The sequence below is a fragment of the Loktanella sp. Alg231-35 genome, assembly GCF_900143545.1.
Lineage (GTDB): Bacteria > Pseudomonadota > Alphaproteobacteria > Rhodobacterales > Rhodobacteraceae > Yoonia.
The window spans coordinates 146,319-166,294 of sequence record NZ_FREV01000008.1 but is presented as its reverse complement, the minus strand read 5'-3'; the positions used below and the strand labels follow the sequence as shown (position 1 = coordinate 166,294).

Genomic DNA, 19,976 nt, shown 5'->3' with positions numbered 1-19,976 from the left:
TGGGCTTGGCGCAAATCTAATGATTTGCACAAGTCGTTCGAAAAAATTAGACAATAACAATGCGCTTTCGTTCTTATGATTCCCTCAAGACCTTTGATGCCGTTGCCCGCAGTCTGTCGATGACCAAGGCGGCGGACGAGGTGCATCAATCGAAAGGCTCGATCAGTTACCAAATCAACAAGCTCGAAGCCGAGCTCGGGTTTCGACTGTTCGAGCGCGCGCACGCAAAACTGGAAATGACCGAAGAAGGGCGCAGATTGTGGCATGTGTCCCAAACGGCCCTGAGCCAGATCGACCGTGAAATCGAAGACCTGCGTGGCACTGTCTCAGGTGCCGTGACCGTTGGCGCACTGACCTACTTCTCGTCACGCTGGCTGTCGCCAAGGCTCACCCGCTTTTTTGAGGCCAATCCCGGTATCAGCCTGCGGATCGAACCGATCAATTCCGTCGACATGATGAGATCGGTCAAAGTCGACATGGCAATCCTCTGGGGAATTGACGGCTGGGAGGGTCACAAGAGCGAACTTCTTCTGTCCCTGCCTGCTGTGCCAACCGCCAGCCGTGCAGTTGCTGAGCAGGTAAGGCAGCTTGGATTGGCCGAAGCGGTCAGGCAGCTTCCGCTCTTGGGTGACAGCTCCGGCGATGCGGGGTGGAGGGCCTGGCACGCAGCAGCAGGGCTACCTTACGCCCCCAGCCGATCCAGCCTGACGATCCCGGACTCCAACAGCCGCGTTCAGGCGGTGGTGGATGGTCAGGGGCTGGCGCTTTGGGATGATCTGATCGCGCCAGAAATTGACGACGGCACGCTTGTCCGCTTGTCCGATGTCAGGGTTGAAAACGCGGGGTACTTTGTCATTTTCACGGATCGGCCGATGTCTCAGGGTGCGGAGGCATTTTTGAACTGGTTGCGGGCTGAAAATGATCGCAGCGAGAGGCGGGCCTGAAATCCGGTGCACGTTCAGCTCATGAACGGCCGGTTTGGAGAAATCTGCCGCGTCGCCGCGTGTTTCATACCGCATTTGCGAAAGGTTTCTGCGTCCGCAATAGAGGCATAAGCAAAAGGCGGGATTGTTCCGCAATTTTCGAATTCATGGATTCAGATTTGCTGCGCGTTGCATGAACGGCTGCTGTTTCCGCCGCCAGGCAGTATAAAACCTTTCGCCGCTTCGAAAAAATCTCTGCTGCGCGCGCCTGCAGCGAAATTTTGACACTTCTGCAATGGGCTCTTTCGACACATTCTCTGCGTTCGTCACGAATGCCCGGTTTGGTGAGCAGTGCCATTCGCTGGACCACACCTTAACATAAAGAGGCGGGACACGCGCAGAACTCAGCCAAACGCCCGTGCGGCCATCAACTGGAGCCATGCAGGCAAGAGCGGTTTTAGGGTTGTTTGCGCATCCGGCTGCTCCGCTCCGTCCCGGATCCGACGTAAGATATTGCGATCATCAGCTGACAACGCGCGTTTGGGCCAAGCATCCGGCAACGCGCCGGCCTGCGCGAACCCGTCCAGCCAATTGGCAAACTGGCGCTTGCCATACTTGCGGAGATCAGCCCCAAAATCATCCACCATCAGAGCATCCCGGATTGTCCCATAGCGGAGCATGAGAATGTCCAACACCCGCTGGACGCTGCCCTCGCCTGCAAAACTGATCTCGCCCAGAAGCGGCGGCAGCCAGTCTGGCGGCGTGGTGAACTCTGGTGCGACCAGAATGCCGGTCAGGTAGCCATCAATACTGTCCGGGCTGAGCGTGGTGCCTTTGAGCAACCGCGCCAACTCGCCTTTGCCCTCGGGCACGATATCATCATCAAAGACCTCGTCTTCCATCGGGTCGGGCACCAATGCGTCAAACCCCTCTTGCTCTGCCAAATCGAGGGTGAGCGCTGCGATCATCTCGAAGATTGGGGTTTTCTTGAGCGCCCGCCCCGTCTCCACCGCGTGGACGACCGCAGCAAAAGCGCGCCATTCATCGTGATCCGCATGGCGCAAAACGGCGGCGGCGCGGGCAAAGAGCATGGACCAGTCGTTGCGCTGCAACTCCAGTTCGTTCCATACCGCTCTTTCGGCCTGTTGCTCTGTCCGCGCGGCATCCAACGCATCGGACAGGGAGGCGTTGGTCACAAACCAGCTCTGCGCCATGTCAAAGTCACCCGCCCATTGCAGGCTTTGACCGATCAACCGGCCGCGCTTTTGTGCCGACAATGTGGTTACAAGGCCATCCGGATCGGCGATCTCGACGGGCGGCAGGGGATCGGCTGGTGTGATCTCCCCCTGCCCCAGCATCTCGGAAACATCCAGAAACCCTGGCGCGGGCGGCAGCGTCTCCCCAAGGGCTTGGGCCAGTGCAACCGGCAGATAGTCTGCGGGTACCTCATAGAGCGCCACATTGCTTTCGATCTCGGCCAGCATCGCGCGCTGCTCCGTGGCGCTGGAACAGGGGATCGCGTAGGTGTCTTTGATCCCGTGACCGGCCTTTAACATCAGCATTGCGATGCATTTTTCGCTTCCGCGACTGACATTGGCGGCAATACTCTGACTGCCGGTACCGTCCGGCAGGGATGCCAACACCCGGTGCATACGCCAAGGCCTGGGGGCCGACCCGCCACTGGCTTCGCGGCGCAGAGCCTCCTTGATCGCCTGATCCAGCTTGAGACGCGGCGCGCTGTCGGGCAGCCATTTGCGCAGGCGGATCAGGTCGGCAAGTAACGCAGCATCGACATCGCCGGCTTGCGCCAAATCCACAAACCCCGCCGCGGCCGCGAGGCGCATATCCTCCTGTGCATCCAGCAGAAAATACCGCCCCATCGCAACCAATTCCGGCACCGCCTGCACGATCATCTGATGCACAAACGCCATCGCCGCGTCTTGCGGCATCGCTCCAATCGCCTCACGCAAGATCATAGAGGCCGGGTAGCCGGCGACATCCTCGGGGATCAATTCACGTACCAGCGCCGCGATATCAGGCACATCAGCGACCGAGATGAGACCTTCAAAATCGTCATCATCCACTCCCACCCTGATTGCATCTGGGGGTTGCAACCCCGCACGGATGAAAGCCTGGCACAGAGCCATTTTCTGCGGCGTCTCAAAACCGAAAGCCACCTTATCAGTCCAATCCTGCACCAAGGCAAAGATGCGCTCCGCGTCTTTCTCGGCGTTCTCCAAATTCATCCGCAAGCTGTCGAGCGTGGTGGTGAAGAGCTCAAGCAGACTTTCCGGAACATCCCGGCTCATCTCTGCCAAAAGCCCGGACACCGCGTCAGCATCGCCCGCAATCCGCCCACTCCACGCCTCCACCCAGCGGGACACGGCGCGCACGCTATCCCCGTTCGGTCGCTGCTGAAGGCACGTATCCAACACCACTCGCGTCATGCCAAAGACGCTAAACAATCCGTCCAAAAGGTTAAAGTCGATCCAGAGATCAGGAGGGAAAAAACCGCGTTACCCTTCGCAGCGCCAGGATCAGCCAGCCGGAGTAACGATAACCGAGAATTATCGCTACCGCAGCGAAAAAGGTCACCGTTTGGGTTAAAAACTCCAGTCAGCTTGCAGTTGCAAGTCTTCTAAGTCACCATTCCTTTGTGGCCAGCCTGGCCCATATCTGGCTGTTGCCAAACCAAATTTCGTAGATTCCTGTGCGCCTTAGATGGGGTTGGAAGCTGTCGGTGACTGATAGCGGCCCCAAATCAATGATGAGGGCGCATGACCAAAATCAAGATCCAGGAATTTGAAGAGTATTGCCATGAACAACTCGGGCTAAGCAAACACAGCCTAAGAGCCTACCGGCAAGATCTATCAGCATTTGTTAAATTCAGAACCAAGGTCGGACAAACCGATCAGCCCACTGGGCAGGACGTTATTGCGTTTCAAAGGGACCTGCGGGAGGTGCAAAGCGCCAACCCGTCTACTATCCGACGGCGACTTGTCACGCTCAGATCATACTACAATTGGCTCGAAAACCTTTGCCCTGAAGAACGCTCCCCGTTCGAAGGGCTGCGGTTGGATTTGAAGATACCCAAACGTCTCCCGCGGCCCATCGATCGCCCGACACTCAACGCATTGTTCCAGTCAGCTGAACACATCATTGAACTTGACCCCATCGCGGAACCCCAGGGCCTCATCGATATCTCTGCAACCCAAGTAACCGGACTTATCGCTCGACTCCTCGTGGTCACCGGGCTCAGAATTAGCGAGCTGACAGCGCTGCGGGTGCTAGACGTGACTGGGGCCGCGACTCGAATAAGGGTTCGCGTAAAAGGAGATCGAGAGCGAACAGTCTATGTCGCCAATGACCGGCTGCAGCAGGATTTCCGTCACTATTGGCAGACTATGTTTGACACTAAAGGTTCGAAGGCGTGGCTGTTTGCCAACACAAATGGAGACCGCTTAACGCCTCAGGCTTATCGCAAGCGACTTAGAACGCTCTCGCGTTCTCTTCGGATAGAGCCGCACTTGACTCCCCACCGGTTCCGACATTCCGCAGCTACCCTGCTTATTGAGGAAGGTGTCGATATCCGTCTAGTTCAAAGGCTGTTAGGACACGCCAGCATCGCAACCACAGAGATCTACACCAAAGTGTCCGACAACTCATTGAGCTCTGCGGTCGCCACTGCTGACACTCTTGCAACTGTGGATCGCTGAAGAGTGCATTTGATCGCACCCATTTGAGAACGGCGACCGCACAACCAGCAGGATTGCGGCCGTTCGTGCTCATTGCGGCAAATGGCTGGGAAGAGCCCGACTCGGCCATTATGATTTTGTGCTGCGTGCGCTCGCAGCGAGGAAAATGCGGCATGAGCGAAAACCTCATGCTGTCGCGCGGCGGGAGAAACCGCCATTCCAGGATGCCGCAGCATGGTTTTGGAGTCGAAATTACAGGTCGCGGGATATTGATGCCGTTCCAGATCTGCATCCTAAGGCCCGCTTTGATTGCTGATCGCTAGTTTTAAATCATCAACCAAAGCATCACGACGGCCATACCAACCATCATCAGGTTCTCGGTGAGGCTTACAAACCCAAGTGGTACGTTTGAATTTCCACCGACGCACGCGCATTTCAGCTCGCGTTTGTCGATGTAGACGGCTTTGAAGACGCTGATGGCTCCGATACTCGCAACCAGGAGCGCAGCGGGCGCGGACACCCAGGTCAGGATCATCCCGGTCATGAGGATACCCGCGCCGGTTTCTACGAACGGATAGATATAGGCGTAAGGCACCCATTTTCGCGCGAGTAAATCGTAGTTGAGGAACATCGTGGTAAAGCCTTCGACATCGCGCAGTTTCTGCATACCGAGAAGGATCATCGACACCGAGATGAACCAGCCAAGTGTCTGCCATGTGATTGCTCCGAGAAATCCAATGGAAAGTGCCACTGCGGTAAGCGCTGCAACAGCGAACAAATACAACACAGGTCGATAGGTTGTTGCTGTAGGATCCCAGCCGGTTAGTTTCTCGCGCAGGTCTGTGTAGCCACCAACGCGTTCGCCCTCGATCCAGGCCTGGGGTGTCGTATTGACGTCGTGCTTAGCCTTGAAGGCATCCACTTCGGCGCGGGTTCGGAACAGCCGGTCATCGACGTCATAGCCCTGACGTTCGAGAAGCCAACGCGCCTTTTGCCCGGATGGGCATAGATGATCTGGCAAGGCCATTCGGTAAAGCACAGCAGTTTTGCCAACCGCTTCTTCAGCCGGATTTGTTTCAATTTCAGCAACATCGCGTGCGTCTTTAGGCATTGGCTTCTCCGTTTGCGTGCTTCGTATGCGGGTGCGGTGCTTGCGTTTGCACTGCTTAGCTCCATATACCCCCCTAGGGTATATAATCAAGACCGCGAGATTTAATCCCGTGTTCTCTCGACTTTTTCTCCGCCACCATGCGAAAAGAAGGCCATGCACAACAATCGCGTAGCCACTCTAAAACGTCTCAATCGCCTTGAAGGACAGGTCCGCGGGATCGCCCGGATGGTCGAGGAAGATCGCTATTGCGTTGATGTGTTGACGCAAATCGCAGCGGTGCGGGCAGCGCTCAAGGGCGTGGAGAAGCTCGTGATAGATGATCACGCATCACACTGCATTGAAGATGCGCTTGCATCGGGGGACCGAGAGGATCAGCGAGCCAAATTCACGGAACTGCTCGAATTGCTCGACAAGGCGCGAGGCTAGGTCGTTAGAGATTGACGGGTGGTGTGGTTACACTCGTGATCGTTGCGGTTGCCAACAGGATCAGGACAACAGCTAGCATTTCAACTGAAATAGAACGGCGCAGAGCATGTGTTGCGCCAGGTTTCTCGGCGCGCATAGCAGGGACAAGCCTCACCTTATTGAAAGCCGCAAAGCCCAGAAGTACCGCAACAATCGCGACTTTGAACAAAAGCCCTAAGCCATAGGCTGTTCCGAACAGGGCAGCGACGGAACCTGAAAGGAGCCACGCGAGCGCTGTACCCGCAAGGATCAGGGCGGCCACTCCGAAAGCAGCGACATTGCCAAAGTGGTGCAACACATCAACGCCAGAGGGAGCAAGCGCCGCGCGGCGCAAAGGCAAAAGCGCACCAACCCATAAAGCTGCGGTCAGTAGGTGAAGAACAATCAAGACAGCAAGAACCAACCTGGGGTCACCCAGGGCGTGGCCCACCTGAGCAAAAGATATGGCTACGGCAAGGCTGCCCACCAAAGCAATCCACTGCCCTACACGGGGGACCAATACCGTCAGTATCGCAAGTTCGCCAAATCCACGCCAAATCGCGGCGGTGCCAAGTGGGCTTTCCCAAACAAACCCGAGCATCATTGGGTCCGTTGCTCCCTCAAAACCCATCCCGGATATGCGTGCCGCACGAATGCCGAAACGTGCAGCCAAGACCGCGAGGCCAACCAGTGCCGCACCGACCGCAAGCTGCCGAGCAAGGCGTAAGACAGACACCTCAGCGCGCTTCGCAAAGACGAAGGAAAACAGCACGCCCCCCATCGCGAGCAGAGCCGCGCCATAGCCAATCGCTTTGGCCACAATGGCTAAAGCGGCAAGACCGTCGATGGAAGCCAGTCCAGTCACTCTGCGACGGTAAAAGAGAAGTTACCCTGCATCGGGTGACCGTCTGAGGCCATGCCGCGCCAGTCGAAACGGTAGCTTCCAGGCGCAAGCTCTTCCAATGGCACTGCTCGGAATTCCGTTGTTGGTTCCATACCGGTCTCGCGTTCGATTTCGATGTCATCATCGGTTGCAGTCAGCGTGACGGAAATGATGCGCATCGGATCATCGAACCGCATCGAAAGCTCTGAAACTTCCGTGACAGTCGCGCCATCAGCAGGTGTCGTTGCTTCGGATTTGGAATGCGCCGCAGCAACCATTGGAGCAATTGCGACGGCCAAGCCAAGAAGAAATTGTTTGATCATCTGAATTTTCCTTTATTCGGACTGGGAATTGAGTCTGTCGTGATGCTCTCGAATATCACTGGGCCAGGTTGATTTAATGAAGGATAGCACGGCAATGATCTCTTCATCGCTGAGCACTTCTTCATAGACAGGCATACCGGATGGGGGTGCATTCTCCATCAGTCCGGCAAGCCCATATTTGGTTAGGGTGAAGAGCGTTTCATCGTCGTGGTGCCACGTGTGCCCGGTCGCGTCATGCGGCGGTGCTGGTAGCAAACCATCTTCGCCCCGCGTCCGCCAGTTCGGTTGCCCTTCGAGGCGCGCCCCGTGGCACGCAGCACATTGAGCCACGTAGATGCCCTGACCAAGGGCGACCACTTCAAGGTCATCAGGTGACAACAGACCGACCCCATCGGAGGGTTGGGCCATGACAAAGGCGGCGGCGAAACCGGCGAGCGCGAGCCCGCCGGTCATAAGAACTGCCTTGCGACTTGCCATCACGTGTCGAAGGGCTGTGCAGTACCAGCTCGGTAGTACACCGTTCCGGTGCCCGCCTCTCCGCCAAATGCAATAACGTCGTAACGGGCGGACGGATCATCTCCCATGCCGGGGGAACCCATCGGCATGCCCGGAACGGCAAGCCCGGTGACGTCTGGGCGATCCTGTAGGACTGCTTCCAATGCTTCAAACGGAACATGCCCTTCGAAGACATATCCATCCGCTTCAATGGTGTGACAGGATGCCAGTTCAAGCGGTATGCCGCGTTCTGACTTCTGCGCCTCGGGGTCGGTCAGCTCCGCGACAGTGACAGCGTAGCCGCGCGCGCGGGCCAAATCGGCCCATGCGTGACAGCATCCGCACCCGGGAGAGGCGAGAACGTGCATAGGCGTACCTGCGCGCGCAGGAAGAGCGGCCACGACAAGAGCCGCTGCGGAAAGATTGGTGAAGTGACGACGTGTGATCATGTCTGTCGGTCCTTTGATTTGAAAGTTGAATGGATTGCGGACAAGCGCCCGTTACCGTTCAAACTTTCGGAGGACCGGTCGGAACAGCCCGTGTTAGGTTCGAGAACTCGAAATCGGCATAAAGCACACCAATGACCATTTCGCGTGAGGGACTAACTGGCAAAATCGCCGCCGTGACTACAAGATCACCAAAACAGGGCGTTGATCCCATGCCGCCCGTGGTATCACAGCAGTCCGCAAGCGCCTTCTCTGCATCAGCCACCAGATCGTTTTCTGTCATTTCGGCGTGGTGATCAGCGTGATCCGGTCCATAGTTCAAGCCATGCATAACAGACGCGGTGGAAGCACCGGCGAACGCAACAACAAGAATGATCGACAGCACTAAGCGAAACATACCAAATACCTACTGGGGGTATATTGTTTTGACAAGTCACGAGGATGTGTCGCCGTTGGACAACCTAGTTGCACCCATTATGGTTGCGCCACATCTCCGGATCATGCCCGTCAGGAACGGCGTCACATGGGTCATCTGAGTAGCCGCGCAGCACCGAATACTGGGTCACTTGAGTGTCAGTCAGCAATGGCAAAGTCAGCAGGTGCGCGTTGAGGTGAACTAGGCGCAAGTCTGCCCGCGCCTCACCTGCTTCCGCCACCAGCCGCTCAAGTGTCCCCGCATCCGGCGCACCAAGTTGAAAAGCTTCGTCCAGCGATTGTTCCGCCGCGACGAACCGCTCCCCAGCAGTTATGGCGTCTGCCCGCATCTGCACCCGGATCACCTCGATGTCGTCGCGCTGCTTTTCGGTCAGACCGATTTCATCGGCAAGCTCAAGGAGATGCGTTGGTCCGGGAACGCCATTTAGCTCGGCGGCGCGTGCAAGACCCCAACCGCCGCCACGTGCGATCTCTTCCAAGTCGTCCTCAGAAAGGGATTTGATAAGGCGCGTTTCTTGTCCTGCATAGTCCGATGGAGCTGAGCCGTGGTTTCCAGAGTGGTTTTGAGCAAAGGCAAAGGTGGGCAAGAACAGCATGAGAAATGCGAAGCGCTTGGTTGTCATGTTTGAAATCCTTGTTTGATCCGGTATTTGCGCAAAGACATTGCATATGATGAGCAACATGAAACATGATATAAATCATGTTAGATCATTGGCTCACTTCATTCGAAGCCTCATCTGTTCGAACACTAGACGCAGGCGAGTATCTTTTTCGGCGTAACGATAAGGTTGAAATGGCCTTCCTTGTAAGAGAAGGCCATGTGCTCCTTCGCCGTGCTCTGAAAGATGGCGGGCTTCTCACATTGCATATCGCCAATGGGGGCGATCTGGTCGCTGAAGCGTCCTTGTTTGCAGATCAGTACCACTGCGATGCGGTCACGGATCGGACGACAAAGGTTTCGGCCATACCTAAGGCGCAGCTTCTGAAGGACTTTGAGAACGGTTCTTCGGGGAAACAACTTTCAGTGAGGGCATTGGAGCGAACGACCAAAGAACTTCAGGCACTCCGGACGCGCATTGAGATCATGCGTTTTCGAAAGGTAACAGATCGGTTGGATGCCTATCTCGAACTTAATGGACCTCCAAAAGAAGGCGGGTGGGTGCACGTCGCCGATTGGATTGGGGTGACGCCACCCGCTCTTTATCGCGAACTTGCGAAGCGTCGACGGGACGATGAGACATGAACCTAGACGCAAATACCCATTTTCAGATAGCGGACTTTCGTTGCCCTACAGAAACCAGGTAGATAAGGACTATGAGTTGTTGCGTAGTTGGTTCTCCTTCCTAAAATGAACTGGAGAGGAAAGATCACGTTGCCTGAGCAGTTTTCCGGCGGGTGCTCGTGTGGAGCGGTCCGATACAAATCCGAAGGTGTTGCCCGCTACATGGGTAACTGCCATTGCCGCGATTGCCAGCAGGCCACTGGAAGTGCCTATTTTCCAGCTGTGCTAGTGAAACAGACTGATTTCAGGCTTGAGAAAGGTGAACCAAAGTGGTTCGAGCGCCAAGCTGATCGCGGCCATGCAATGCTTCGCGGTTTCTGCTCTGAATGTGGATCACCGCTGTTTCTGATCAACAAGGCAAGCGAAGGAGCAATGATCTTGTTCGCGGGAAGTTTGGATGATCCGAGTTGGTACCAGCCAAGCCGTGACATTTACGTGAAGAGCGCACAGCCTTGGGATCAAATGGACCCCAGTCTCCCGACAGCTGATGGAATGCCTGCCTAGCTTTTTAGCGTTGTTACATTTTTGGTGTCAGTCGCAATCCGACTTTGGCTCGTTGCGTACCTCAGAAGAACCTCCCCACACGTGACGCGTACTGTTCAAACGCGCTTCCGTACTGATCTTTGAGCCATGGCTCCTCGGAAAACGGTGCGGCAATAAGCACTGCTATTCCAGCCAATCCGACTACCATTGCCCACAGCGCCGCTGACAAGATCATCCAGCCACCGACGATACCAATGTCAGCCATATACTGCGGGTTCCGCGAGTAGCGATACATGCCTTCGGTGCGCAGGGTGCCTTTGGCTCCACCTGTCTGCGGCACCCCGAAATGTGAGACTTCCATCCATACCACAATGTTGCCGATCAGGATGAGCGGCAGGCCGACGCCAAACCGCACCCAACTTGGAATGGCAAGATCACCCCAGCCCCAGACCCCAAGCAGTATGAGAGCCCCAAACAGCGTGAATGTGGGAATCCAGACAAGGAAAGGCGTGAGTGTGGTGTAGCGCTTGGGCGGCCATATCCGCCGCGCAGGAAAGGCAATCGACCAGAGGATCGCTGCAAGGGTCATAGCGGCAACCCCCAGACCTAGAAAAATCAGCAGACTATGCATCATACCTCTGCGTGTTTGTGGTCGATCATTTCACGCCGCTCCGCGATGGCTTGGCGCACGATCTGGAACGCTGACGACAGAAATAGTCCTGCCATGATTGTTGCCACGATCAAATCTGGCCAGCCTGTTGCAGTGCCCCAGACGCCCAAGGCAGCGAACATGACAGCGACGTTGCCGATGGCGTCATTGCGCGAGCATAGCCAAACTGAACGGACGTTGGCGTCACCGTCTTTGTAGCGCACCAACAAAAATACACTGGCAAGGTTGGTGAGCAATGCCAGAAAGCCTACTGCACCCATGATCTCGGCTGTGGGAACTCCGACATAAAATACGCGGTAGATAGTCGATCCGAAGACCCAAAGTCCCATCAACAAGAGGCTAAACCCCTTGAACAGCGCGGCATTGGTACGGGCGCGAAGAGAGGCACCAATGACGGCCAGAGAAATGCCATAGGTCATTGCATCACCCGCAAAGTCGAGAGCGTCGGCTTGCAACGCCTGTGACTTCGCCAAATGGCCAGCCGTCATTTCAACTGCGAACATCGTCGCGTTCAATGCAATGACGATCCAAAGCCTTCGCTTGTAATCGTCTGATACGCCGTCAAACTTGGCGACGTGTCCGCAGCAACCTGACATGGGTGAATCCTCTTTCATCTTACGTTGATGATAGTGTAATGTCTCTAGTGACTAGAGGTTCAAGAGGTTTCTTCATGTTTTCTATCGGCGAGCTTTCAAAACGCACAAAGGTCAAGGTTCCAACCATTCGTTACTATGAAGAAATGGGACTTTTGGCAGAAGCCGAGCGCACGAGTGGCAACCAAAGACGCTACGATAAGGAAGGATTGGAACGACTGAGTTTCATTCGTCACGCTCGTGATCTGGGATTTTCGATTGAGGCGATATCATCGCTCATCGAGTTACAGGATCATCCAGACAGATCGTGCGAGGCCGCAACAGACATTGCTGTTTCGCAGCTTGCAGATGTTCGCGCGAAAATCAAACGGCTCAAGCTTTTGGAAAAGGAACTCACGCGAATTTCGAAGGGATGTGATGGGCACGGCGTTTCTGAAGACTGCTATGTCTTGGCGTCTCTGGCTGATCATGAACTTTGTGAGAGGGAGCACTGATATCGATAACCAGAATTACAGTTGCGGAAAAAGGGTGTTAGCCAACCTGCTAAGTCAGTCACTTGACTGACTGGTATTGGTAGTTGGTTATGGCAATAGTCGTAAGATGAACACTGAAGAAATCCCTTCCTCTTGCTTCCAACGAACCGCCGCAGTGCTACAGGTGAACAGCCGCACAGTAAGACCGATGCGGGACTTTTTTGTAGAGCGGCTCGGATTTGAACTTGGTACGGAGATTGGGACTGGTCCAAAATTTGTGACTTTGGACCGAGATGGTCAGACAATCATGCTTGCTTGTCATCGAACATTTGGATTCCGAAAACATGGGTGGGCGGCCTATTTCTGGGTAGAAAACATAGAAGCGCTGCATGACGAATTCGAGCGCCGAGGCGCAAAGCTCAAAAGCCCGATCACCGACAAGCCATACGGTTGCCGAGAGATTGTAGCTATGGCACCAGATGGCCGAGAAATCGTATTCGGCGAGATAACAGGTACCCAAGCAGATTAAGCCCGTGCATACCTAAACACCGCAGCAGGACTTGCCTTCTTGGATTGGTGGACATGGAACCGTTGCGTAAGAACAGTAGACGCAGCAATCCCCCTCTAGCGGTTTCAAGACGGTCTGACATGACTTGCATTCATAAAACCACTGGCAGGCATCGGTCGGCATAGTCTCGGTTTCAACGTGCCCGCAAGATGGACAGGTGAGAGTCGATTGCAGCACTACTTTTGCGTCTTCTGTCGCCATATCGCGTACCCCGTGAGTATGAGAAATCCTGCCAATATCGGCAGCAAGACAGCATCGCTGTAGACGACACCAAGCAGGCCTGTCAGGCCAAGCGCTGTAAGCACGACCGGCAAGATCGGCGTGAAGCAACAGAGGATCGCCACAATCGTGCCGCCCACCCCGAGCGCCAGTAGTTTGTTTTTCATCGTGTCGATCTCCACAAATCCCACATAAAACGCTGCGCTGACGCCTCCCAGAGCGGCGAAGACAGTGCGATCAAAAAGGCGATAGATGCGACTGACGTCCAGACAATTGCAGATCGTCTGCGCGTTGCGCATGGCTTGCGACGCAGCACACGATACCACGCCCAAACGAGGGCGATCGCGACAGCGCCAAGAATGAACCCTCGGTAAGCGATGAATGGGCCAAGCATGGTGAGCCATGCGCCGCCAAGGCCTAATATCGAAAGGCCGATAGGCAAAACACAACAAGACGCCGACAATAGCGCCAAAAGCGCTGCGAAGGGCATCACTAGGCGGGCAGCGATGCCGGTGTCTACCACGGGTTGTTGATTTGCATTCATGTCCATTTTGCACTTCTACTTCCTGTAGCCACTACAGGAGCAAGCAAAATGTTCACCATCGGCAAAGCGTCAGAACAAAGCGGCGTGAACATCGAAACGATCCGGTATTATGAACGTGAGGGTGTTGTTCCGAAACCGGGGCGCTCGGCAGGCGGGCGTCGGCTATACTCGTCCGATGAAATTGCCAAACTCAGGTTCGTGCGCCGGTGTCGCGATTTGGGCTTCCCGATCTCGATTATTCAGACCTTTCTATCCCTGACCGAGCAGAGTGACCGATCCTGTGGCGAGGTGAAAGCAATGGCTGAGAACCATCTGGGTGAGATCACCGCCAAGATTGAGAACTTAGTGCGCCTCCAAGACGCGCTCTTGAGCCTTTCCAAGAACTGCGACGATGGCTCTGCGGCTTGTCCTATGTTGGACGCTTTGATGAAGGATGGCTTTGGCGGCAGCCTAATCGAGTAAAGCAGCCGTTAGCTTGAGTTTCGCGAACGGTATCTCTGTCCCACCATCTTTCATATTGGCGAAGCGTACGGCGAAAGTTCGGTCTTGGCTCAGGCACAATCGGGGCCTCTGATCGACCGGTATGGCGACATCAGCTGCGACACAGCGATGAACGCGCCGCGCGTGCGAACTAATGCTGCGTCAGCAACAGCCGCGCCTGCATAAGTCCGGTTTGTCCGCCACTTCGACATTCGTGCCAAGCGCAGCGAAGGTCTGCAGCGGGCGTGAACTGGAAAATCTAAGATAGGACAATCCTCTCATTATCATCACTGGATGAGCAGGCTTCGCGCGACAGATTACCCGTTACGATAACTAGGAATTATGCCAACGTTCAGGGATCAAATCCCAAACTTGCTCTCGATAAGCAGAGTGCCGGCTAGCGCAGTTTTCGTGGTGGTCTTTTCGACGTCTGCGCCAATAGCATACTGGGTTGCTCTGGCTATCGCCACAACGGCATTGCTTACCGATTTTGCCGATGGGTACCTGGCGAGAAAATGGACGGTCGAAACGGAGGCTGGTTATTTTCTCGATGGACTCGGGGATAAGTGTTTTACGATCGCATTTTGCCTTGTGATTGCGCGAGAATACCCGGCACTTATGTTTCCAATGTGGGCTCTCATAGCACGAGAGCTTCTGCTGTACGGCTTGCGGGCAATAGACCCGACCAGGACAACAAATCTAGTTCGTTTTCGCAGCGTCTCGCTTTGGCAAGCTGGCACTGTTCGGACGACGTTTGGAGCTTTTCTGCTGCTGTCCGGGTTGCGGCTCTATACGATCGAAGCACCGGCCGCAGTTGAGATCGTATTCTACGTATCGACCGGTTTTGCTGTCATATTTGGTTGGACGTCTGTTTACCTACTGGCGCGAACATTGACTACGTAAGCAATTTCATTGTCGTAAGGATCACGGGGATCACTCTTGCACCGTTGACGGCTGTCTGGAGCCATTTCGAATAGGGCGAAGCCCGAGCAATAGCGAAACACATTCGCTCAAACGCGAATCTGTTCTCCAATGTGTCTGAAGTCAGCGCTTATGGGTCCAATTAGGGTAATTTGCTAAGTGAGAGTTTGTTGCTCATCGTAGCCACTGAGGAGTGGAAGATGAGAAAGACAACGAAGAGCCCTGGCGAGAAGATCGTCAAAGACATCAAGCGGGCAACCCGCAAGCACTATTCATCCGAAGAGAAGATCAGAATCGTGTTGGATGGCCTGCGCGGCGAGGACAGCATTGCCGAACTGTGCCGCCGTGAGGGTATCTCCCAAGGCATCTACTACAAGTGGTCGAAAGACTTCATGGAAGCCGGTAAGCGGCGTCTGGCAGGCGATACAGCACGTGCTGCGAACACTGATGAGGTGAAAGAGCTGCGCCGCGAAGCAAAGGATCTCAAGGAAGTCGTCGCGGAACAGACGCTTGAACTCCGCCTTCTCAAAAAAAGCATGACAGGCGATGGGGGCGACCACGAATGAGGTATCCTGCATCAGAGAAGTTGGAGATCATCCGGCTGGTTGAGGAAAGCCATCTGTCGGCCCGCATGACGTTGGCCAAACTCGGGATCCCTCGCACCACTTTCTATCGGTGGTATGACCGGTATCTGCAGCGTGGCGAGGCCGGATTGCAGGATCAATCTCCCAAGCCAAAACACGTCTGGAACCGGGTGCCCGACGAGGTGAAGCGCAAGGTGGTCGACTTCGCGTTGCAGGAGACGGAACTGTCACCGCGCGAGCTGGCGGTGACGTTCACTGATGAGGAGCGTTATTTTGTCTCGGAATCCACGGTGTATCGGACACTGAAGGCCCATGATCTGATCACCAGCCCTGCGTTCATCGTGCTGAAGGCTGCCAACGAGTTCAAAGACAAGACAACTGGGATCAATCAGCTTTGGCAAACAGACTTCACCTACATCAAGGTATTGGGCTGGGGTTGGTTCTATCTCAGCACGGTTCTCGACGATTACAGCCGCTACATCGTCTCCTGGAAGCTCTGCACCAACATGCGGGCTGAAGACGTTACCGATACGCTTGACCTCGCATTGCGGGCATCCGGCTGCGACCAAGTCCACGTCGTTCACAAGCCACGTCTGCTCAGCGACAACGGATCCAGTTACGTCTCAGGGGATCTGGCAGAATGGCTGCAAGACAAAGGCATGAAGCACTCGCGCGGTGCGCCGTATCATCCGCAAACCCAAGGCAAGATCGAACGATGGCATCAGACATTGAAGAACCGCATCCTGCTGGAAAACTACTTCCTGCCGGGCGATCTTGAGGCCCAGATCGAAGCCTTCGTCGACCACTACAATCATCAGCGGTATCACGAGAGCATCAACAACGTCACACCCGCGGACGTCTACTTCGGGCGTGACAAAGCCATTCTAAAACAACGAGAAAGGATCAAACGAAAGACGCTCGAAACGCGCCGCTTGCATCACCGCCAGCACGCCGCATAATCAAACCAACCAGATGAGCCAAACGCTCTCTTAGGTTAGGCCGCTCTTGGTCCCAAAAACCCTGACGACGGACACTCGCCGTCTCGCATACAAGACTTACCACCGGCGCTTCCGAGACGATGCCTTCGCCCTTCTCGGCGTCTTGTTCGATTTGCGCTTGTTTGCGCCAGTTTGAAGGGCTTGAAGATTACGCCGCGCATCCGAGCCACCTTTTGATCTTGGCCAGATGTGATCAACCTGCCAACCCATGAGGCTGTCTCGGTTGTAGGCAGGCTTGTAGATCACGTTGCCTTGCGCATCCCGTCTATAAAGGTTGGGATTTTTGCCTTTGACGGGTCGTGCTTTGTTCCAAACGTGCTGGGCTTTGGGATTTGTAGAATACGGCATTGAGAACTCCTTTGGTTATGCCGCGGATCTCCGCGTGTGGATGTGGGAACCGGACGGCGTGACTTCGATGTCAAACCCGCCGGTGATCATGGATTTCACCTGTTCGGTATGGGAGATCAGCCCCACCGACCGCTTGTCGTTGGTCAGTTCGTAAAGCGTCTCAAGCGCGGTGTTCAGAGTGTCTTCGTCCAAGGTGCCGAAGCCCTCATCGATGAAAATCGCATCGAGCTTGATTCCACCACTGTTCTGCTGAACGACATCGGAGAGACCCAGGGCAAGGGCAAGCGAGGCCTGAAATCCCTCGCCGCCGGACAGCGTCTTTGTGGGTCGCGACTTCTCGGTGTTGGCGTCGAAGACGGCGATATCCAACCCACGTTTCTGTCGCCCTCCAACAGCATCTTCCGGGCGGAGGAGCTGGTAACGTCCGCCCGTCATGGGAGCGAGCCGTTGATTGGCGGCGACGAGAACCTCATCGAACATCGCGGCAATTGCAAAGTCCGGGAGCCGAACCTTCCGCTCATTATTGCCGTTGACCAGGTCTGCCAGGCCGCCAACCGGACCGTACTCCGCCTCGAGGGTAGTGATACGGGCGGAAAGCGCTTCGACTTTTCGTTGCGTTTCGAGCTTTGCTTCCAAGTCGCGCTGCAAGCGAGTGTGAGTCTGCTGACTGGTTTCCAGCTTCGACTGTGCGGATTCTTTAGCAGCCGTCAACGCCTCGACATCTGGAGGGCTTCGATCACCGATTTCGTTCGCCAGTCGTTCGAGTTGGGCCTTGTTGGCAGCAACGCGCTCGTTGAATGAGTTGATCTGTTCCTCGAGCGCGTCGGACTGCGCGACGTCAGCCTTTGCAACTTTTAACCCGGCCTCATCCAGCCCCGCCGTTCCAAGCCTCTCGGTGAACTCCGCCTGGGCGTTTGTAAATGCTTGGGCTGTTCGGTCGACATCTGCGACAGCACTCATCTCACCTTGCTCTGCGGCACTAAGGGCGACAGCGGCCGCCTTTTCACCGTTTATCGCCGTCTCGTGGGCAGCGACGAGTTCGCCTTGCGCAGAAACAGCGGCTGACAGGGCTGAGGCCAAGGCACCGCCTTGCCGCCAATTCTCGGGCACATCTCGCAGAAGGGTGTCGTAGGAAGTCTGCGCGCGTGTCTCCGCGTCTCTGGCCTCAGAAACCTCCTGGCGCGCGTGCTCATAATGGGAAGTTGTCTCCCCGGCGGCCGTTTCGGCCGTGGCGATCTTGCTTTCGAGATCGACAAATCGGGCGTCCGCTTCCAGTGCAATCCTCCGGTCACGTGCTTCTGCCAGAACCGGATCGAGGCTCTGCCGATCCCGTTCCGGACGGTCGAGGGCATCAAGTTCGGTCTGCCTTTCGGTCAGAGATGACCTCGCCGCAGCCAGTGCGGTCTTCGCTTCGATCTCATCGCGTTCGGCGCTACGAAGCTCCCGCGACGCCTGCTCGAACTGGTCATGGCGACCGCGGCGCTCGGGATCGCCGATCGCTGGATTGGGGTGGTCAAGCGATCCACAAGCCGGACAGGGCTCTGCGGGAAGAAGTTTCCTCGCCACGTGGAGCGCCTGTATCTCGGTCAAATCCTGTTCCGCGCGTTCCAGGGCGGTCTTGCAGACTTCGAGATGGGCACTCCGCCTTTCATACTCGGTCTGCAAGCGGTCGACTTCACCTGCCTGCAGACCGCGCCTGGACTTGGCCGTTTCATAACGACCTAAAGCCTCGGCCTCACGTTCCACCGCCGCCAGAACATTGCCTGCCTCTTGAAGGGTGCGCACGTGCGCCGGCTGCTCTTTCTGGAGGTTGCGGAGCGTCGTGAGTGTTTGCTCGGCGTTCGTTCGGTTGCGTTCTGCCGTCGCCTGCTTCTCAACCGCCGACTTCGTCGCCAGTTTCGCCGCCTCGAGATCCGCTAGGAGGGTGCGGGATTGGCCAAGCGTCTTTTCGAAACGCTCCAATTCCAGCACCTTTGCATGGGCAGCGTCGCGATTATCCTTCTGCTGCTCCGTCCGATTGAGCGCTTCTTGGGCCACGCTCAGGGCCGATTGAGCAGAAGACAAACTTACCTTAGCTGTAGCGTGACGGGTCTGAGCGGCACCGGCCTCCTCGCCCGCAGCTCGCATCGCAGACTCAGCGACCAGAACAATTTGGGCCGCACGCGCCTTTGCAAGACGGGACTTGGTCTCCTCAACCACCTCACTTGCAGACTCGAGCGTTGCCTTCTCTGTCTCAGCCGCTCCCCTCGCTTCGAACTTTTCTGCCAGACCCTCTCCAGCAGACAAAGCCTTCTGACATTGCACCAGCGTTTCGGTCTCTGCTTTCACGGTAGTCTCGAGTGAAGAGACCTCTTCGCCCATCGAACCAATCTCGTCGGCCAGTTGTTCTTCGCTCAGATTACCCAGATGCGTGTCGCGCCGGACGCGGTCATCATTGATTTGACGGTAGAGGTCGGCGGCATCGCGTTTGATGCGATCCGCAAAGCGTTCGTACATCTGGACGTCGAACAGGCGTTTCAGGATCGGGGAGCGCTCATCGCTTGGCGCGGTCAGGATTTTGCGGAAGTCGCCCTGGGGCAACAGCACGATCTGACGGAACTGGGCAGCATTGTAGCCCAGAAGCGCCTCTATCTCGGGATCGACCTTGTTGACCTGTTTCTCGGCCACGACGTCACCGAGATTATCGCCTGCAATTTCAGCCAAAGGCATGCCGGTCGCCCGAAAAAGGTAAGCCTGGTGCGGTTCGGTCGTGGTGCCTGATCCACGTAGCGCCGCGCGCTGCTGCTTGGGAACGCGTTGAACGACATATCGTTCGTTGCCGAGATCGAAGACGAGTTCGACCTTGGTGATATCGGTTGCGTGTGCGTGATGGCAAATCATGTCCTCTGCGCTGCGCTCTGCCCCGGAGGACTGTCCAAACAGGGCGAAGGAGATACCATCGAAGATCGTGGTCTTTCCCGCGCCGGTTTCGCCGTAAATGCCAAAGATCCCGGCATCGAGCGCCGCCGTGAATTCAACGACCTCGGTTCCGGCATATGGGCCGAACGCTGTCATCGTC

At 55.9% G+C, this 19,976-nt stretch carries 25 protein-coding genes; 10 read left to right on the top strand and 15 right to left on the bottom strand.

All coding sequences use genetic code 11. The annotated features are described in order from the left end of the window. Window positions 1-59 precede the first annotated feature (59 nt). Window positions 60-944 carry a LysR substrate-binding domain-containing protein gene (locus tag DHN10_RS17710; RefSeq protein ID WP_108816683.1) on the top strand — a complete coding sequence of 295 codons (885 nt, stop codon included), beginning with the start codon at window positions 60-62 and terminating at the stop codon, window positions 942-944. Window positions 945-1,008: 64 nt separating this feature from the next. Here the strand turns inward: DHN10_RS17710 and DHN10_RS19805 are convergent, their stop codons facing one another. Beyond that, entirely contained in the window at window positions 1,009-1,281 is a 273-nt protein-coding gene (locus DHN10_RS19805; RefSeq protein WP_159087066.1) for a hypothetical protein, read from the bottom strand. A 46-nt stretch (window positions 1,282-1,327) separates the two neighbouring features. Further along, window positions 1,328-3,307 (bottom strand): UPF0149 family protein, encoded by a 1,980-nt coding sequence (locus DHN10_RS17705; RefSeq protein WP_159087065.1) that lies wholly within the window; start codon window positions 3,305-3,307, stop codon window positions 1,328-1,330. A gap of 393 nt (window positions 3,308-3,700) precedes the next feature. Here DHN10_RS17705 and DHN10_RS17700 point away from each other — a divergent pair, with 393 nt between their 5' ends. Then, window positions 3,701-4,639, top strand: coding sequence for a tyrosine-type recombinase/integrase (locus tag DHN10_RS17700; RefSeq protein ID WP_108816681.1), 939 nt, complete (start codon window positions 3,701-3,703; stop codon window positions 4,637-4,639). Window positions 4,640-4,943: 304 nt separating this feature from the next. Here DHN10_RS17700 and DHN10_RS17695 read toward each other — a convergent pair whose 3' ends face one another. Beyond that, the gene (locus DHN10_RS17695) at window positions 4,944-5,729 is read right to left on the bottom strand and encodes a MauE/DoxX family redox-associated membrane protein (protein WP_025054238.1); all 786 of its coding nucleotides are present in this window, start codon (window positions 5,727-5,729) and stop codon (window positions 4,944-4,946) included. 153 nt (window positions 5,730-5,882) lie between these two features. Here DHN10_RS17695 and DHN10_RS17690 point away from each other — a divergent pair, with 153 nt between their 5' ends. Then, window positions 5,883-6,155 (top strand): metal-sensitive transcriptional regulator, encoded by a 273-nt coding sequence (locus DHN10_RS17690; RefSeq protein WP_108816680.1) that lies wholly within the window; start codon window positions 5,883-5,885, stop codon window positions 6,153-6,155. 4 nt (window positions 6,156-6,159) lie between these two features. Here DHN10_RS17690 and DHN10_RS17685 read toward each other — a convergent pair whose 3' ends face one another. From DHN10_RS17685 to DHN10_RS17660, 6 genes are all read right to left on the bottom strand, one after another. Continuing rightward, window positions 6,160-7,038 (bottom strand): CopD family protein, encoded by an 879-nt coding sequence (locus DHN10_RS17685; RefSeq protein WP_108816679.1) that lies wholly within the window; start codon window positions 7,036-7,038, stop codon window positions 6,160-6,162. After that, window positions 7,035-7,379: a copper resistance CopC family protein gene (locus DHN10_RS17680; RefSeq protein ID WP_234417178.1), complete on the bottom strand. Its 345-nt coding sequence runs from the start codon at window positions 7,377-7,379 to the stop codon at window positions 7,035-7,037. Before DHN10_RS17680 ends, DHN10_RS17685 begins: the two co-directional genes overlap by 4 nt. A 12-nt stretch (window positions 7,380-7,391) precedes the next feature. Next, window positions 7,392-7,856 (bottom strand): c-type cytochrome, encoded by a 465-nt coding sequence (locus DHN10_RS17675; RefSeq protein WP_108816678.1) that lies wholly within the window; start codon window positions 7,854-7,856, stop codon window positions 7,392-7,394. Continuing rightward, window positions 7,856-8,323, bottom strand: coding sequence for a DUF411 domain-containing protein (locus tag DHN10_RS17670; protein WP_037969029.1), 468 nt, complete (start codon window positions 8,321-8,323; stop codon window positions 7,856-7,858). The genes DHN10_RS17675 and DHN10_RS17670 overlap by 1 nt, the downstream gene beginning before the upstream one ends. 58 nt (window positions 8,324-8,381) lie before the next feature. Further along, entirely contained in the window at window positions 8,382-8,717 is a 336-nt protein-coding gene (locus DHN10_RS17665; protein ID WP_108816677.1) for a hypothetical protein, read from the bottom strand. Between the two features lie 64 nt (window positions 8,718-8,781). Continuing rightward, a complete protein-coding gene (locus DHN10_RS17660; protein WP_159087064.1) occupies window positions 8,782-9,378 on the bottom strand; it encodes a hypothetical protein in 597 nt (198 codons plus the stop codon). A gap of 77 nt (window positions 9,379-9,455) precedes the next feature. Between DHN10_RS17660 and DHN10_RS17655 the strand changes: the two genes are divergently transcribed. After that, window positions 9,456-9,998, top strand: a complete 543-nt coding sequence (locus DHN10_RS17655) for a Crp/Fnr family transcriptional regulator (RefSeq protein WP_108816675.1) — start codon at window positions 9,456-9,458, stop codon at window positions 9,996-9,998. A 105-nt stretch (window positions 9,999-10,103) separates the two neighbouring features. Then, complete coding sequence (locus DHN10_RS20235) at window positions 10,104-10,541, top strand: GFA family protein (protein WP_373456723.1); 438 nt, start codon at window positions 10,104-10,106, stop codon at window positions 10,539-10,541. A 61-nt stretch (window positions 10,542-10,602) separates the two neighbouring features. On the opposite strand, the gene DHN10_RS17645 is transcribed toward DHN10_RS20235, so the two are convergent. Then, window positions 10,603-11,109 (bottom strand): methyltransferase family protein, encoded by a 507-nt coding sequence (locus DHN10_RS17645; protein ID WP_159087063.1) that lies wholly within the window; start codon window positions 11,107-11,109, stop codon window positions 10,603-10,605. A gap of 41 nt (window positions 11,110-11,150) precedes the next feature. Next, the gene (locus DHN10_RS17640; RefSeq protein ID WP_108816673.1) at window positions 11,151-11,786 is read right to left on the bottom strand and encodes a cation transporter; all 636 of its coding nucleotides are present in this window, start codon (window positions 11,784-11,786) and stop codon (window positions 11,151-11,153) included. Window positions 11,787-11,860: 74 nt separating this feature from the next. Here DHN10_RS17640 and DHN10_RS17635 point away from each other — a divergent pair, with 74 nt between their 5' ends. Next, complete coding sequence (locus DHN10_RS17635) at window positions 11,861-12,277, top strand: MerR family transcriptional regulator (protein WP_038006129.1); 417 nt, start codon at window positions 11,861-11,863, stop codon at window positions 12,275-12,277. 106 nt (window positions 12,278-12,383) lie between these two features. Continuing rightward, on the top strand, window positions 12,384-12,785 hold the full coding sequence (locus DHN10_RS17630) for a glyoxalase superfamily protein (RefSeq protein WP_108816672.1): 402 nt from the start codon (window positions 12,384-12,386) through the stop codon (window positions 12,783-12,785). Window positions 12,786-12,797: 12 nt separating this feature from the next. Here the strand turns inward: DHN10_RS17630 and DHN10_RS20055 are convergent, their stop codons facing one another. Both DHN10_RS20055 and merF read right to left on the bottom strand, forming a co-directional pair. Continuing rightward, window positions 12,798-13,025 (bottom strand): GDCCVxC domain-containing (seleno)protein, encoded by a 228-nt coding sequence (locus DHN10_RS20055; RefSeq protein WP_072936797.1) that lies wholly within the window; start codon window positions 13,023-13,025, stop codon window positions 12,798-12,800. Continuing rightward, window positions 13,001-13,342 carry a mercury resistance system transport protein MerF gene (gene merF, locus DHN10_RS20050; protein ID WP_234417177.1) on the bottom strand — a complete coding sequence of 114 codons (342 nt, stop codon included), beginning with the start codon at window positions 13,340-13,342 and terminating at the stop codon, window positions 13,001-13,003. The genes DHN10_RS20055 and merF overlap by 25 nt, the downstream gene beginning before the upstream one ends. 293 nt (window positions 13,343-13,635) lie before the next feature. On the opposite strand from merF, the gene DHN10_RS17610 reads away from it, so the two are divergent. From DHN10_RS17610 to DHN10_RS17600, 3 genes are all read left to right on the top strand, one after another. Continuing rightward, window positions 13,636-14,049 carry a MerR family transcriptional regulator gene (locus tag DHN10_RS17610; RefSeq protein ID WP_108816670.1) on the top strand — a complete coding sequence of 138 codons (414 nt, stop codon included), beginning with the start codon at window positions 13,636-13,638 and terminating at the stop codon, window positions 14,047-14,049. Window positions 14,050-14,409: 360 nt separating this feature from the next. Further along, on the top strand, window positions 14,410-14,970 hold the full coding sequence (locus DHN10_RS20230) for a CDP-alcohol phosphatidyltransferase family protein (RefSeq protein WP_108816669.1): 561 nt from the start codon (window positions 14,410-14,412) through the stop codon (window positions 14,968-14,970). Window positions 14,971-15,188: 218 nt separating this feature from the next. After that, window positions 15,189-16,531 (top strand): IS3 family transposase gene (locus DHN10_RS17600; RefSeq protein ID WP_373456722.1). Its coding sequence is split into 2 segments (ribosomal slippage): window positions 15,189-15,516 and window positions 15,516-16,531, totalling 1,344 coding nucleotides; the frame shifts between segments, so codons are not numbered across the junction. A 96-nt stretch (window positions 16,532-16,627) separates the two neighbouring features. Here the strand turns inward: DHN10_RS17600 and DHN10_RS20045 are convergent. Both DHN10_RS20045 and DHN10_RS17590 read right to left on the bottom strand, forming a co-directional pair. Further along, complete coding sequence (locus tag DHN10_RS20045; RefSeq protein ID WP_234417185.1) at window positions 16,628-16,780, bottom strand: HNH endonuclease domain-containing protein; 153 nt, start codon at window positions 16,778-16,780, stop codon at window positions 16,628-16,630. A 153-nt stretch (window positions 16,781-16,933) separates the two neighbouring features. After that, window positions 16,934-19,972: an AAA family ATPase gene (locus DHN10_RS17590; protein ID WP_234417176.1), complete on the bottom strand. Its 3,039-nt coding sequence runs from the start codon at window positions 19,970-19,972 to the stop codon at window positions 16,934-16,936. Between the last annotated feature and the right edge of the window lie 4 nt (window positions 19,973-19,976).

Excerpts from the sequence above, each read along its gene's own strand:
- DHN10_RS17710 (WP_108816683.1), top strand. The coding sequence starts at position 60 with ATGCGCTTTCGTTCTTATGATTCCCTCAAGACCTTTGATGCCGTTGCC.
- DHN10_RS19805 (WP_159087066.1), bottom strand. The coding sequence starts at position 1,281 with ATGGCACTGCTCACCAAACCGGGCATTCGTGACGAACGCAGAGAATGT.
- DHN10_RS17700 (WP_108816681.1), top strand. The coding sequence starts at position 3,701 with ATGACCAAAATCAAGATCCAGGAATTTGAAGAGTATTGCCATGAACAA.
- DHN10_RS17695 (WP_025054238.1), bottom strand. The coding sequence starts at position 5,729 with ATGCCTAAAGACGCACGCGATGTTGCTGAAATTGAAACAAATCCGGCT.
- DHN10_RS17690 (WP_108816680.1), top strand. The coding sequence starts at position 5,883 with ATGCACAACAATCGCGTAGCCACTCTAAAACGTCTCAATCGCCTTGAA.
- DHN10_RS17680 (WP_234417178.1), bottom strand. The coding sequence starts at position 7,379 with ATGATCAAACAATTTCTTCTTGGCTTGGCCGTCGCAATTGCTCCAATG.
- DHN10_RS17675 (WP_108816678.1), bottom strand. The coding sequence starts at position 7,856 with ATGGCAAGTCGCAAGGCAGTTCTTATGACCGGCGGGCTCGCGCTCGCC.
- DHN10_RS17670 (WP_037969029.1), bottom strand. The coding sequence starts at position 8,323 with ATGATCACACGTCGTCACTTCACCAATCTTTCCGCAGCGGCTCTTGTC.
- DHN10_RS17665 (WP_108816677.1), bottom strand. The coding sequence starts at position 8,717 with ATGTTTCGCTTAGTGCTGTCGATCATTCTTGTTGTTGCGTTCGCCGGT.
- DHN10_RS17660 (WP_159087064.1), bottom strand. The coding sequence starts at position 9,378 with ATGACAACCAAGCGCTTCGCATTTCTCATGCTGTTCTTGCCCACCTTT.
- DHN10_RS17655 (WP_108816675.1), top strand. The coding sequence starts at position 9,456 with ATGTTAGATCATTGGCTCACTTCATTCGAAGCCTCATCTGTTCGAACA.
- DHN10_RS20235 (WP_373456723.1), top strand. The coding sequence starts at position 10,104 with ATGAACTGGAGAGGAAAGATCACGTTGCCTGAGCAGTTTTCCGGCGGG.
- DHN10_RS17645 (WP_159087063.1), bottom strand. The coding sequence starts at position 11,109 with ATGACCCTTGCAGCGATCCTCTGGTCGATTGCCTTTCCTGCGCGGCGG.
- DHN10_RS17640 (WP_108816673.1), bottom strand. The coding sequence starts at position 11,786 with ATGTCAGGTTGCTGCGGACACGTCGCCAAGTTTGACGGCGTATCAGAC.
- DHN10_RS17635 (WP_038006129.1), top strand. The coding sequence starts at position 11,861 with ATGTTTTCTATCGGCGAGCTTTCAAAACGCACAAAGGTCAAGGTTCCA.
- DHN10_RS17630 (WP_108816672.1), top strand. The coding sequence starts at position 12,384 with ATGAACACTGAAGAAATCCCTTCCTCTTGCTTCCAACGAACCGCCGCA.
- DHN10_RS20055 (WP_072936797.1), bottom strand. The coding sequence starts at position 13,025 with ATGGCGACAGAAGACGCAAAAGTAGTGCTGCAATCGACTCTCACCTGT.
- merF (WP_234417177.1), bottom strand. The coding sequence starts at position 13,342 with ATGCGCAACGCGCAGACGATCTGCAATTGTCTGGACGTCAGTCGCATC.
- DHN10_RS17610 (WP_108816670.1), top strand. The coding sequence starts at position 13,636 with ATGTTCACCATCGGCAAAGCGTCAGAACAAAGCGGCGTGAACATCGAA.
- DHN10_RS20230 (WP_108816669.1), top strand. The coding sequence starts at position 14,410 with ATGCCAACGTTCAGGGATCAAATCCCAAACTTGCTCTCGATAAGCAGA.
- DHN10_RS20045 (WP_234417185.1), bottom strand. The coding sequence starts at position 16,780 with ATGGGTTGGCAGGTTGATCACATCTGGCCAAGATCAAAAGGTGGCTCG.
- DHN10_RS17590 (WP_234417176.1), bottom strand. The coding sequence starts at position 19,972 with ATGACAGCGTTCGGCCCATATGCCGGAACCGAGGTCGTTGAATTCACG.